Genomic DNA, 11,381 nt, shown 5'->3' with positions numbered 1-11,381 from the left:
AATGGTGTTCGTGCTCATTCAGTTCAATGCCTCGCGCTCGCCACGGTTGGCCCTGGCCAGGTGCTCGGAGAGCACACGGCAATAGTCGATGAACTGGGTGGACACGCGGAAGTCCTCGCCCCGAACCTGCGGACCGTCGATGCGCACGTCGGCAATGACGCGGCCGGGCCGCGCGGCCATCATCACGACGCGGCTGGAGAGGAAAACCGCTTCGTAGATGCTGTGCGTGACGAACACCACCGTGAAGCCGCGCTGCGTCCAGAGCACGTGCAAGTCGCTGTCGAGCCGGTTGCGGGTGAATTCGTCGAGAGCGCCAAAGGGTTCGTCCATCAGCAGCACGCTGGGGCGCGTGGCCAGCGCCCGCGCGATCGAGGCGCGCATCTGCATGCCGCCCGAGAGTTCGCGGGGATAGGCCCTGGCGAACTGGGAAAGTCCCACCATCGCCAGCGACTCGTCGATGCGAGCCTGGCTCTGGGCCTTGGGCATGCCTTGCAGGTCCAGCGGCAGGCGCACGTTTTCGTTCACACGGGCCCAGGGCATCAGGGTGGCTTCCTGGAACACCATGGACATGAAGCGGCTGTCCGCACTGTCCTTTTCTTCCTTGGCGTGGATGGTGCCCGCGCTGGGTTGCTCCAGGCCGGCGAACATCTTGAGCAGCGTGCTCTTGCCACAGCCTGACGGGCCGAGCAGCGAGACGAATTCGCCCCGGTGGATCGTCACGTCGGCGCGGTCCAGGGCATGGGTTCCATTGGGATAGGTCTTTTCCACACCCCGGGCTTCGAGCACGATTTCTGTGTCCATCTTCGGCGCGCTTCCATGAAAATCGACTTGCGTCGGATCAAATTCACGTTTCACTTCTTGTCTCCTGTTTGTTGTCTGCCATGAACGAAACTGCCGCCTGGAACTACGCCCTGAACCTGTACGGACGCCCTGGTGTGGCCACCGAACTGTTGCGTCGACAGGATGAAGAGGGTCTGGACATCGTGTTGCATCTCTTCACCGGATGGCTGTGCGAGGAGCACGGCATGACCTTGAGTGAAACCCGCCTGCGCGAAGCCCAAACTCTGGTGCGCCCCTGGCGGGAACAGGTGGTTCAGCCTCTGCGCGCCGCCCGCAGGGCGGCCAAGGTGTTGGGTCCGACCCTGCCGTTACGGGATGCGCTGCGGCAGAGCATTCAAGGTGCCGAGCTCGATGCGGAGCGGGTTCAGATGAACTTGCTCTGCACCTGGCTTGAAGGCATCAGGGAAGCACCTTCAAGTCCTTGACGAACTGGGTGGTGTAGGCCGACTTCCAGTCGGTGGTGCTCTTGAGAAGGCCGGCGTCCACCATGAACTTGGCCGTCTTCTCCCAGCGCTCGTCGGTCATGACGCCGATGCCCAGCCTGGCAGCGTCGCCACCGGTGACGATCTTGAGCTCTTTCATGCGCTGGACACCGAACGCGATCTGACCGTCGGTCATGTTCGGGTTGTCCTTCTTGATGAGAGCGGAGGCCGGTGCGGGATCGGCCATGAAGCTCTTCCAGCCTTCGACGGTACCGCGCACGAACTTGGCCACCACGTCGGGCTTTTTCTCAACCATGTTGCGGGTGGTGGTGATGGCCTGCGTGTACGGGGGATAACCGTGGTCGGAGAGCAGGAAGAAGTTGGTCTTGAGGCCCTTCTGCTGCGCCTGGTAAGGCTCGGAGGAAGGAAACGCCTGCTGCACGATGTTCTTGTCGGCGAAGAACGGCTGCAGGTTGAAGGTGTAGGGACGCATCTGCGCGTCGGTGTAGCCGTATTTCTGCTTGAACCACGGCCACCAGTAAGTGGTGCCCGTCCCGGCGACCAGAATGGTCTTGTCTTTCATGGACGCGAGGTTGGGGACGTCTTCGTGCGTCATCAGGCCCTGCATGTCGAACTGAAAGGGCGCAGCCACGGTGACCAGCGGAAAGCCCTTTTCTACGCCCTGCAGGATGGCGAAGTCGTAGTTCATGATGAAGTCCGCCTGGCCGGCCAGCAGCAACTGCACGCCGTTGACCTGCGGTCCACCCATCTTGATCGTCACGTCCAGGCCGAGGTCCTTGTAGATGCCTTTGGCCACCGCCTGGTAAAGGCCACCATGCTCGGCCTGGGCAAACCAGGTGGTGATGACGGTGAGTTTTTCCTGAGCCTGGGCAGGCAACACACACAAAAGGGACATAGCGCTGGCAGCGACCAGGCTTTTCAATGCTCCTGAATATTTCGCAACGATCATGGGTTTGTCTCCTGTTACGAGAGCTGTCATTAAGAACTTCGACACCCTCTGGCGCTATCCTGACACCTGCAGCACATTAGAAAAATGGGGGAAACTTTATATATTGATTGGAAAACACGATGAATGTGACGCTGCGCCAACTGCGGGTGTTCATTGCGGTGGCTGAAGCACAGCACTTCACCCGCGCCGGTGATGCCATGAATCTCTCGCAATCGACCGTGAGCGCGCAGGTGCGCGAACTCGAAGCCAACCTGGGCCTACGGCTGTTCGACCGTCACACCCGCATGCTGCGCCTGACGGCCGCAGGTGCGGAGATCCTGCCGCTGGCGCGCAAGGCGGTGGCCGACCTGGACAGCGTGATTGGTTCGTCGAGCCAGCTCAAGACGCTGGGGCGCGGCCGCGTCTCGATGGCGGTGGCATCGGTGCAGGCCGCGCTGGTCGTGCCCAAACTGATCCGCGAATACAGCCTGAAGAATCCGGGTGTGAAGATCGTGCTGCACGACGTGGCGCAGGACGAGGTGCTGGACATGGTGCGCGCCGGCGAGGTCGACTTCGGCATGGGCACGGCCTCAGACACCCGCAACGACTTGAGTTCGCGCGTGCTGTGGAGCGAAGTCTTCGTGGCGATGCTGCCGCCCAAGCACCGGCTGGCCAGCAAGCGGGAAGTGACGTGGAAGGACATCCAGGGCGAACCGCTCATCGGCCCGCATGCGGACAACCCGCTGCGCGAACACCTGGACCTCGCGCTCGCGCACGAAGGCATCTCACTCACCCGGCTCTACGAAGTCTCGTTGCCGCTGACCATCATCGGCATGGTGGAAGGCGGCCTGGGCATCGGCGTGATGACCACGTCCATCACACGCGTGGCCACTGCGCTAGGGCTGGTGCTGAAGAAAATCACGCACCCGGTGGTGGTGCGCGACGTGGCGTTGATCTACCACCCCGACCGTTCCTTCTCGCCCGCCGCAAAGGATTTCCACGACCTGCTGATCTCGCGGCGTGTGGACCTCTCGGACCACTGAGGGCCTTGCCGAGCGCCGGCGCAAAGCCTAGACCGTGCGGCGCAGCGCCTCAAAGAACAGCTCGGACTGCAGCCGCTCGCCCAGCGTCTGGCGGGCCACCGCGGCGGCCAGCACCGGGTCGACCGGCGTGAGGCGCGCGCCGGTGGACATGGCCAGCACCTGCGCCTGGCAGGCACGCTCCAAGTAGTACAGGTCGTCGTAGGCGTGGTCCAGGCGGGCGCCGCATACCATGACACCGTGGTTGCCGAGGAAGACCACGTCGGCGCCGCCGGCGGCGGTAGCGATGCGCTCGCCCTCCGAGCCATCAAGCGCGAGGCCGTTGTAGTGGCGGTCGATGGCGGTCCGGCCATGGAAGCGCATGGCGTTCTGCGAGAGCGTGGTGTCCAGTCCGCCCACGGCTGTGAGCGTAAGAGCCGTGGCATAGGGCATGTGGGTGTGCAGCACACAGGGCTTGCCACCGATGCGGTGCATGGCGGCGTGAATGAACATGGCGGTAGGCTCCACTTCGTGACGCCCCGCGAGCTGGCGGCCTTCGGCGTCCACCATCACGGTGTCGTCGGCCTGCACCTCGCTCCACAAAAGCCCGCGCGGGTTCAGCAGGAAGCGCCCGGTGCCGTCGGGCAGTTCGACGCTGAAGTGGTTGCAGACGCCCTCGGCCAGTCCGTGCCGGGCGGCGGCTCGCAAAGCGAGCGCAAGGTCTGCGCGCAGTTGGCGAACAGGGTCGCTGTCGAAAGCCAGGAGGGACGCTGAGGTGTTCATGGTTACGCCCTTGATGAACGGCACAAACAAAACGGCCTCCGAAATCTCGGAGGCCGCGTCGTATCTGGGTTATTCGCTGGGGTGGCTGATGGGACTCGAACCCACGACAACAGGAATCACAATCCTGGACTCTACCAACTGAGCTACAGCCACCGCAAGACCGCGATTATAGCCCGATCACATCGGACCCTTGTGCTCAGCGCACCGCCGCGTTCACCGCAGCCGGCTCGGGCACCAGGATGCGCACCTTGAAGCGCTCCCTGAGCGATTCGACGTAGGCCTCGTTCTCGGCCGACGCCCACCACTGGCTGTATTGCTGGACTTCCTGGCTCAGTTGCTGGGCGTTGCGCATGTCGCGCGGGAGCACCTTTTCCACCTTCACCACGGCGTAGCCCTCTTCGCCCAGGCTCACGCCGGTCCAGGCCGGCAGGGCCTTGGGATCGGTGCTCAGCGCGGCGGTGAGCACCGGTTGCAGGAGGCCTTGCGGGTTTTCGCGCGAGACCACCACGGCCGGGGCCAGGCCGGTGTCGGCACCGCCGCCCTTCCAGGCTTGCAGACGCTTCTCGCCCTCTTCCCGTGCGAGTTCGGTGGCGCGCTGGGCCACCAGCCGTTCGCGCACCTGTTCACGCACCTCCGCCAGCGGGAGCGTGCGGGCAGGCATGTGCTGCACCACGCGGGCCGATGTCAGTTGACCGGAGGCGGTTTCAATGGCCTCGGTGTTGCGCTTCTTGTCGAGGGCCTCGCCTGAGAACAGGGCGCCCAGCAAACGCTCACTGGCCAGCACACCGGTGGCACCTGGCAACGGCTGGCGTTGCACACCCTTGGCCGTGCGCACCTCCAGCTTGAGCCGGTCGGCTGCGGGCTTGAGGCTGTCGGCCTGCTCGTACACCAGGTTGCTGAAGGTCTCGGCCGCTTCGGAGAACTGCTTCTGCGCCTGCTCCTGCTTCAACTGGGTTTCGATTTCCGCGCGCATGGACTCGAAGCTGCGCTGGGGCGGCGCCTTGATCTCTTTGAGCTGGATGATGTGGAAACCCACGTCCGTCTCCACCAGGTCGGAGATGGCGCCTGCGGAGAGTTGAAACACCGCATCGGCAAAGGGCTTGATCATGTCCTCGCGGCCGAAGAAGCCAAGATCACCGCCATTGGCGGACGAGTTGGTGTCTTGAGATTCGGCCTTCGCCACATCGGCAAAGGTGGACGGGGCCTTGCGCACCCTGTCCAGCAAGGCTGTGGCACGCTGGCGCACGGCTTCCTTCTGCTCGGCGGTGGCACCACTCGGAACGGTCAACAGGATCTGGCTCGCGCGACGCTCTTCGTTGCCGGAAAGGCGTCCGACGTTCTGGTCGTAGTAAGCGCGCAGGTCGGCTTCGTTGAGGCTGGTGCCCTTCTGCAATGCCGCAGCGTCGAGCACGAGGTACTCGATGTCGACCTGTTCCAGCGCCTGGAACATGGCAGGGTTGGCGTTGTAGAAAGCTTCGATCTCAGCATCCGTCGGCTTGACCTGCGAGGCGAAATCGCGCGCCGCGAAACGCGCCACGCGCACCTCTCGACGCTCGAAGAAAGCGTTGAGCGACACGTTGGCCAGTGCGAGTGGCGTGAAGCCCGAGGCGAGGATGCCCATGGACACCTGCCGTTGCGAGAGGTCGGCGCGGACGCTGGCTTCAAAGGATTCGGGCGTGAGGCCCTGGCGGGCGAGCAATTGGCGATAGGCTTCCACGTCGAGTGTGCCATCAGGTCGGCGCAGGGTGGCGATGGTCTCGTTCTGCTGGAGCTCGCGGGCCAGCCGTTCGTTGCTGGTGTAGAGATTGAGCTTGCCAGCGGCGGCGGCCAGCAGTCGCTCGCGCACCAGGCGTTCCAGCGTGGCGTAGCGGGCACCGTCGCTGTCGAGCAGGGCGGCGTCGATCGAGGGCATGGCCTGGCGCAGCCGTTGCGACTCCTGCTGGTGGGCCATGTCCCATTCGGTCTTGGTGATGTCCTTGCCATCCACCGTGGCCACGGCGGCGCCACCTTCATTGAGGCTGGTGTAGCCCTCAATACCGAACAGCACGAAGGACGGGATGATCAGGATCATCAGGAAGCCCATCAGGTACTTCTTGTGATTGCGGATGGAATCGAACATGCCTTGAACCCTGCTACTTCAATAACCGGCAACGCAGAACGCTGCTGGCGGAGACAACAAAAAAGGCGAACCCGGGTTCGCCTTTTCGATGGTGGTGGGTGCTGACGGGGTCGAACCGCCGACCTACGCCTTGTAAGGGCGCCGCTCTACCGACTGAGCTAAGCACCCCACCGGAAAACCGGCGAAGTCTTTCAGTTCAGCGCATCCTTCAGTGCCTTGCCCGGGCGGAACTTCGGCACTTTGGCGGCCTTGATTTTAATCTCGGCGCCGGTGCGGGGGTTGCGGCCCTTGCGTGCGGGGCGTTTGGTCACGGCAAAGGAACCGAACCCGACGAGCGACACCGTGCCGCCCTTCTTCAACGTGGTGCGGATGGCGGTGATGGTGGAGTCCAGCGCACGCGTTGCAGCAGCCTTGGAAATATCGGCGTGCTTGGCGATGTGTTCGACGAGTTCTGTTTTGTTCACAAATAGCCCCTCTTGAAATGGAAAGAATGTTTCGTGATGACGGGCTTTTTCCGGAGACGGCGTACGGGCCGTGGGCAAAAAACCCGATCGCTCTGAACCGCAGGACGTTGCCAGGACGATGGCAAACGCTGGGTGATTAGACCCACTGGGCACGACCCCTGTCAATACGTTGCAGGGGCCGATTCCAGACTTGGCGGCGCAAGAGGCGAGATTCTAGACGCTTTCAACATCCACCCGAGTGCGGGCTACAAAATGTCGCAATCGCGACGCCAGTCGTCACCAGGGATCACGAGGCGATGGCATGCGCGATGGCGCGGCCAACATCCATGGTGCCCGCCTTGCCGCCCAGGTCTGCCGTGCGAGGCGCGCCGCTGCCAGGCAACAGCACGGACTCGATGGCCCGCATGATCGCATCGTGCGCATCTCGATGCCCCAGGAAATCGAGCATCATGGCGCCGCACCAGATCTGCCCGATCGGGTTGGCGATGCCCTTGCCGGCGATGTCGGGCGCAGAACCGTGGACGGGTTCGAACAGCGAAGGATGCCGCCGCGTGGGGTTGAGGTTGGCGCTGGGCGCAATCCCGATGGTTCCCGTGCATGCGGGCCCGAGGTCGCTCAGGATGTCGCCAAACAGATTGCTGCCCACCACCACGTCGAAGAAATCGGGCCGTTGCACGAAGTGCGCGGTGAGGATGTCGATGTGGAACTTGTCAACCTTCACATCGGGATATTCCAGCGCCATCTCGGCCACACGTTCGTCCCAGTAGGGCATGGTGATGGCGATGCCGTTGGACTTGGTGGCGCTGGTGAGGTGCTTCTTCGGCCTTGAGCGCGCCATTTCGAACGCATAGCGCAACACCCGGTCCACGCCCACGCGCGACATCACGGTTTCCTGGATCACGATCTCGCGCTCGGTGCCCGCGTACATGCGCCCACCCACGCTGGAGTACTCGCCTTCGGTGTTCTCACGCACGATCACCATGTCGATCTCGCCGGGCGCCCGCGCGCTGCCATCGCGCCGCACCACGGGCGCGGTCACGCCGGGCATCAGCTTCGCGGGGCGAACATTGACGTACTGGTCGAACTCCCGGCGGAACATCAGCAGCGAGCCCCAGAGCGACACGTGGTCGGGCACCTTGTCGGGCCAGCCGACCGCACCAAAATAGATCGCGTCGTGGCCGCCGATCTGGTCCTTCCAGTTGTCCGGCAGCATCTTGCCGTGGCGCTCGAAGTAGTCGCAGCTGGAAAAGTCGAAGTGATCGAACTGCAGGCCGATGCCGAATTTCGTGGCGACGGCCTCCAGCACCCGAATGCCCTCGGGCATGACTTCGGTGCCGATGCCATCTCCGGCGATGACGGCGATGCGGTGTTTGCTCATGGTTGCTCCTCGGAATGCGGTTGGAAAAAGGAAAGGACTTCGGCGATGAGGCGCTCGGGCGCCTCCTCTGCGATGTAGTGGCCGCAGGGCAGGCTGTGGCCGTTCACCCGGGCGGCGCGCTCTCGCCACAGCGCGAGCACGTCAAAGCAGCGGGCCACGGTACCGTGCTCACCCCAAAGCACACGCAACGGGGTTTGCAGCAGACGCCCCGCCGCCACGTCGGCGCGGTCGTGATCCAGGTCGATCGTGGCGCTGGCCCGATAGTCTTCGCAGACCGACGTTGCAGTCCCCGGCAGCGCCGCGCACCGCTCGTATTCGGCGAGCGCCGCCGCATCGAACGGTGCCAGACCCGCATGGCGGCCGCCCATGACGCTGCGCACGTAACGGGCCGGATCGGATGCGATCAAGGCCTCCGGCAGTGGGGGTGGCTGGATCAGGAAGAACCAGTGCCAGTAGGCCCGCGCAAAGGCTTCGCCGGTCTGCTGGTACATGGCCAGCGTGGGCGCGATGTCCAGCAACATCAGACGGCGCACCGCATCGGGGTGGTCGGCGCCCAGCCGGTGCGCCACGCGCGCGCCGCGATCGTGAGCCAGCACATCGAAGCGGTGAAAGCCGTGGTGCGCCATCACAGCCATGGCATCGCGAGCCATCTCGCGTTTGCTGTGGTCGGCGTGCGAAGGGTCGGGCGCCGGTCGGGCGGAGTCGCCATAGCCGCGCAGGTCCATCAGCACCAGCGTGAAATGCGCCGCCAGCGTGGGGGCGACCCGGTGCCACATGGCCATGGTCTGCGGATGCCCGTGCAGCAACAACAGCGGCGGCCCTTCGCCGCCCATGCGTGTGTGCAACACCACGCCATCGCGCAGCACGGTGTGGGAAGCGAATTCGGTCAACATGGGCATCAGCATAGCCGGCAACGCGGCAATAATGTGGCAACAGATTCTTTCTCATAAGGAAACAATTGGACCGCCCCGACCTGGAACTGGTGATGGCCGTGAAGCAACACGGCAGCCTGGTGCTGGCCGCGCGCGCGATGCGCATCGCGCCTTCGGCCGTGACCAAGCGACTGGCGGCTCTGGAGGCACGCCTGGGCCTGCGCCTGTTCCAGCGCACCACCCGGCGCGTGAGCCCCACGGCCGAGGGCGAGACGCTGTGCGAACGCGCGGCCCACCTGCTGCGCGCCTTCGACGAGGTGGAGGCCGAACTGCGCGAACGGCAGGCCGAACCGGCTGGCCCCATTCGACTAGCCGCCACCTTCGGGTTCGGCCGGCTCTGGGTAGGGCCGGCGCTGGCGTCGTTCCAGGCTCGCCACCCGGGCATCCAGGTGCAATTGCAACTGACCGAGCAACTGCCTGATCTGACGGTGGAAGGCTTTGATGGCGCCATCTGGCTCTGGGACGCACCCAGTGACCGCGCGGCCGAGTGGGTGGCGCGCCGGCTGGCGTCGAACCAGCGCGTGCTGGTGGCCGCGCCGGACTACCTCGAACAGCATGGGACGCCACGCACGCTGCAGGATCTGGCCGCACATGCCTGCCTGGTGGTGCGTGAAAACGGCGGCGGTCCGGGCCAGCGCTTCGATCACTGGCGCCTGCGGCGTGCGGGAGAGGCGCAGGTGAAGCATGTGCCGGTGAATGGCCCGCTCTCGAGCAACTCAGGTGAACTCGTGCGTGACTGGTGCCTGGCCGGCCACGGCATCATGCTGCGCAGCCTGTGGGACATCGCCCCCCAACTGGCCAGCGGCGAGCTGGTGCGCGTGCTGCCGTCCTACGCCATGCCCGAGGCCGACGTCCACTGGCTGGCGCCTTACCGGCCGCAGACGCCCCGGCGCATCCGGCTGCTGGTGGACTTTCTGGCGGAGAGCTTTCGCAGGGAGCCTTGGAAGCGCATCAGCGCGCCGAGCGCACCACCAGCGCCACGCCAAAAGCGGTGAGCGCGGTGCCCACCAGGGTGACGACGGTGATGGGTTCGGCAAACAGCACCCACGCGATCAGCGCGGTGCACGGTGGCACCAGGTACATGAGGCTGGTGACCGAAGCCGCCGCGCCGCGCTGGATCAGCATGTACAGCAGCGAACTGCCACCCAGCGTGAGACCCAGCACCGACCAGGCCATGGCACCGATGAGCTCACCGTTCCAGTTCATGACCTCGGCTTCCAGCAGCGCCAGGGGCAGCGTGACCAGCAGCGCCGCGAGCAGTTGCACCGCGTTGGCGGTGCGGACATCGCAGGCGGCGACGAAGCGCTTCTGGTACAGCGTGCCGATGGTGATGGCAAACAGGGCCATCACGGCAAAGGACAGGTTGAGCCAGTTGGCCTGATCGCCCGGACCACCGGCGCCGAATTTCCGGGAGACAACCAGCACGAGGCCGGCAAAGCCGAGCACCAGGCCCAGCCATTGCCGCTTGCTCACTTTCGAGCCCGTGCCCGACAGCCAGATGGCGGTGAGCACCGGCTGCAGGCCCACGATGAGCGCCGACAGCCCCGAGCCCATGCCGGCCTTGACCGCCGCCCAGACGCCACCTAGGTAGCCCGCGTGCATGAGCACACCGGTGACGGCCAGGTGAAACCACTGTGCGCGGCTGGTCGGCCACTTCACGCCCGCCAGAAAGATCCATGGCAGGAAACACAGGATGGACAGGCCATAGCGAACCGCCAGGAATTTCATCGGCGGCGCATGAGGCATGCCGTAGCGCGCCACGATGAAACCGGTGCTCCAGATCAGCACGAACACCCAGGGCATGGCGCGCAGCCATGCGTTGTCTTGCGCGGGCGCATACATGGGAAAGCCCTCAACGCGACTTGGCGCGAATCTCGGGGATGGCCTTCTGCAGGTAGTACACCATCGACCAGATAGTCAGCACCGCGGAGATCCAGATCAGCCAGGTGCCCCAGACACGGGTGTCGATCACGCCGAACAGCGTTCCGTTGTACAGAAGAAAAGGAATGGCGATCATCTGCACCATGGTCTTGACCTTGCCGATCATGTGCACGGCCACGCTCTTGGTGGCGCCGATGATGGCCATCCACTCGCGCAGGGACGAGATGGCGATCTCGCGCCCGATGATGATGAGCGCGACGAAGACATCGGCGCGGTCCAGGTGCACCAGCACCAGCAGGCTCGCGCAGACCAGGAACTTGTCGGCCACGGGATCGAGGAAGGCGCCGAAGGCCGATGTCTGGTTCAGCTTGCGGGCCAGGTAACCGTCGGCCCAGTCGGTCAGCGCGAACACGATGAACAGCACCGTGGCCACGAGGTTCTGCCGCGCCGGGCTCATGTCTTCCAGGTAGAACACCCCCACGATCAATGGGATGGCCACAATGCGGGCCCAGGTGAGCAGGGTGGGGAGATTGAAGAACATAGTAGACCGATTATGAACTTGGCTCCGGCCGCAGTGCAGGGCCGCCCCAAGCA

Annotated in this window: 12 protein-coding genes and 2 tRNA genes; 3 read left to right on the top strand and 11 right to left on the bottom strand. The window is 64.5% G+C overall.

The annotated features are described in order from the left end of the window. Nucleotides 1-18: 18 nt before the first annotated feature. A complete protein-coding gene (locus tag ACTIF6_RS11930) occupies nucleotides 19-801 on the bottom strand; it encodes an ABC transporter ATP-binding protein (protein ID WP_439588196.1) in 783 nt (260 codons plus the stop codon). An 80-nt stretch (nucleotides 802-881) separates the two neighbouring features. On the opposite strand from ACTIF6_RS11930, the gene ACTIF6_RS11925 reads away from it, so the two are divergent. Next, on the top strand, nucleotides 882-1,265 hold the full coding sequence (locus ACTIF6_RS11925; protein WP_439588195.1) for a TIGR02444 family protein: 384 nt from the start codon (nucleotides 882-884) through the stop codon (nucleotides 1,263-1,265). On the opposite strand, the gene ACTIF6_RS11920 is transcribed toward ACTIF6_RS11925, so the two are convergent. After that, a complete protein-coding gene (locus tag ACTIF6_RS11920; protein ID WP_439588194.1) occupies nucleotides 1,240-2,232 on the bottom strand; it encodes an ABC transporter substrate-binding protein in 993 nt (330 codons plus the stop codon). The genes ACTIF6_RS11925 and ACTIF6_RS11920 overlap by 26 nt on opposite strands. Before the next feature lie 119 nt (nucleotides 2,233-2,351). Between ACTIF6_RS11920 and ACTIF6_RS11915 the strand changes: the two genes are divergently transcribed. Beyond that, on the top strand, nucleotides 2,352-3,254 hold the full coding sequence (locus tag ACTIF6_RS11915; protein WP_439588193.1) for a LysR family transcriptional regulator: 903 nt from the start codon (nucleotides 2,352-2,354) through the stop codon (nucleotides 3,252-3,254). Between the two features lie 27 nt (nucleotides 3,255-3,281). Here ACTIF6_RS11915 and ACTIF6_RS11910 read toward each other — a convergent pair whose 3' ends face one another. The 7 genes from ACTIF6_RS11910 to ACTIF6_RS11880 form a co-directional block, all read right to left on the bottom strand. Further along, entirely contained in the window at nucleotides 3,282-4,013 is a 732-nt protein-coding gene (locus tag ACTIF6_RS11910; protein WP_439588192.1) for an aldolase, read from the bottom strand. 77 nt (nucleotides 4,014-4,090) lie between these two features. Next, nucleotides 4,091-4,166, bottom strand: a tRNA-His gene (locus tag ACTIF6_RS11905). Between the two features lie 43 nt (nucleotides 4,167-4,209). After that, entirely contained in the window at nucleotides 4,210-6,132 is a 1,923-nt protein-coding gene (locus ACTIF6_RS11900) for a SurA N-terminal domain-containing protein (protein ID WP_439588191.1), read from the bottom strand. A gap of 92 nt (nucleotides 6,133-6,224) precedes the next feature. Next, a tRNA-Val gene (locus ACTIF6_RS11895) sits at nucleotides 6,225-6,300 on the bottom strand. 23 nt (nucleotides 6,301-6,323) lie between these two features. Further along, on the bottom strand, nucleotides 6,324-6,596 hold the full coding sequence (locus ACTIF6_RS11890; protein WP_066158910.1) for an HU family DNA-binding protein: 273 nt from the start codon (nucleotides 6,594-6,596) through the stop codon (nucleotides 6,324-6,326). Between the two features lie 286 nt (nucleotides 6,597-6,882). Continuing rightward, complete coding sequence (locus tag ACTIF6_RS11885) at nucleotides 6,883-7,974, bottom strand: tartrate dehydrogenase (RefSeq protein ID WP_439588190.1); 1,092 nt, start codon at nucleotides 7,972-7,974, stop codon at nucleotides 6,883-6,885. Further along, nucleotides 7,971-8,867, bottom strand: a complete 897-nt coding sequence (locus tag ACTIF6_RS11880; protein WP_439588189.1) for an alpha/beta fold hydrolase — start codon at nucleotides 8,865-8,867, stop codon at nucleotides 7,971-7,973. The genes ACTIF6_RS11885 and ACTIF6_RS11880 overlap by 4 nt, the downstream gene beginning before the upstream one ends. A 65-nt stretch (nucleotides 8,868-8,932) precedes the next feature. Here ACTIF6_RS11880 and ACTIF6_RS11875 point away from each other — a divergent pair, with 65 nt between their 5' ends. Further along, nucleotides 8,933-9,901, top strand: a complete 969-nt coding sequence (locus ACTIF6_RS11875; protein WP_439588188.1) for a LysR family transcriptional regulator — start codon at nucleotides 8,933-8,935, stop codon at nucleotides 9,899-9,901. On the opposite strand, the gene ACTIF6_RS11870 is transcribed toward ACTIF6_RS11875, so the two are convergent. Together ACTIF6_RS11870 and pgsA are read right to left on the bottom strand one after the other, a co-directional pair. Then, on the bottom strand, nucleotides 9,858-10,748 hold the full coding sequence (locus tag ACTIF6_RS11870; protein WP_439588187.1) for a DMT family transporter: 891 nt from the start codon (nucleotides 10,746-10,748) through the stop codon (nucleotides 9,858-9,860). The two genes, ACTIF6_RS11875 and ACTIF6_RS11870, sit on opposite strands and share 44 nt — an antisense overlap. Before the next feature lie 10 nt (nucleotides 10,749-10,758). Beyond that, on the bottom strand, nucleotides 10,759-11,328 hold the full coding sequence (gene pgsA / locus ACTIF6_RS11865; protein WP_439588186.1) for a CDP-diacylglycerol--glycerol-3-phosphate 3-phosphatidyltransferase: 570 nt from the start codon (nucleotides 11,326-11,328) through the stop codon (nucleotides 10,759-10,761). Nucleotides 11,329-11,381: the final 53 nt, after the last annotated feature.

Source organism: Hydrogenophaga sp., from assembly GCF_051860785.1.
Taxonomy (GTDB): domain Bacteria; phylum Pseudomonadota; class Gammaproteobacteria; order Burkholderiales; family Burkholderiaceae_C; genus Hydrogenophaga.
The sequence above is the reverse complement of the archived record's forward strand: the minus strand, read 5'-3'. Positions and strand labels throughout refer to the sequence as shown.

What these genes read in the sequence shown, in the direction of transcription:
- ACTIF6_RS11910 (WP_439588192.1), bottom strand. Translation starts at nt 4,013, where the DNA reads ATGAACACCTCAGCGTCCCTCCTGGCTTTCGACAGCGACCCTGTTCGC.
- pgsA (WP_439588186.1), bottom strand. Translation starts at nt 11,328, where the DNA reads ATGTTCTTCAATCTCCCCACCCTGCTCACCTGGGCCCGCATTGTGGCC.
- ACTIF6_RS11885 (WP_439588190.1), bottom strand. Translation starts at nt 7,974, where the DNA reads ATGAGCAAACACCGCATCGCCGTCATCGCCGGAGATGGCATCGGCACC.
- ACTIF6_RS11870 (WP_439588187.1), bottom strand. Translation starts at nt 10,748, where the DNA reads ATGTATGCGCCCGCGCAAGACAACGCATGGCTGCGCGCCATGCCCTGG.
- ACTIF6_RS11920 (WP_439588194.1), bottom strand. Translation starts at nt 2,232, where the DNA reads ATGATCGTTGCGAAATATTCAGGAGCATTGAAAAGCCTGGTCGCTGCC.
- ACTIF6_RS11930 (WP_439588196.1), bottom strand. Translation starts at nt 801, where the DNA reads ATGGACACAGAAATCGTGCTCGAAGCCCGGGGTGTGGAAAAGACCTAT.
- ACTIF6_RS11915 (WP_439588193.1), top strand. Translation starts at nt 2,352, where the DNA reads ATGAATGTGACGCTGCGCCAACTGCGGGTGTTCATTGCGGTGGCTGAA.
- ACTIF6_RS11900 (WP_439588191.1), bottom strand. Translation starts at nt 6,132, where the DNA reads ATGTTCGATTCCATCCGCAATCACAAGAAGTACCTGATGGGCTTCCTG.
- ACTIF6_RS11880 (WP_439588189.1), bottom strand. Translation starts at nt 8,867, where the DNA reads ATGTTGACCGAATTCGCTTCCCACACCGTGCTGCGCGATGGCGTGGTG.
- ACTIF6_RS11925 (WP_439588195.1), top strand. Translation starts at nt 882, where the DNA reads ATGAACGAAACTGCCGCCTGGAACTACGCCCTGAACCTGTACGGACGC.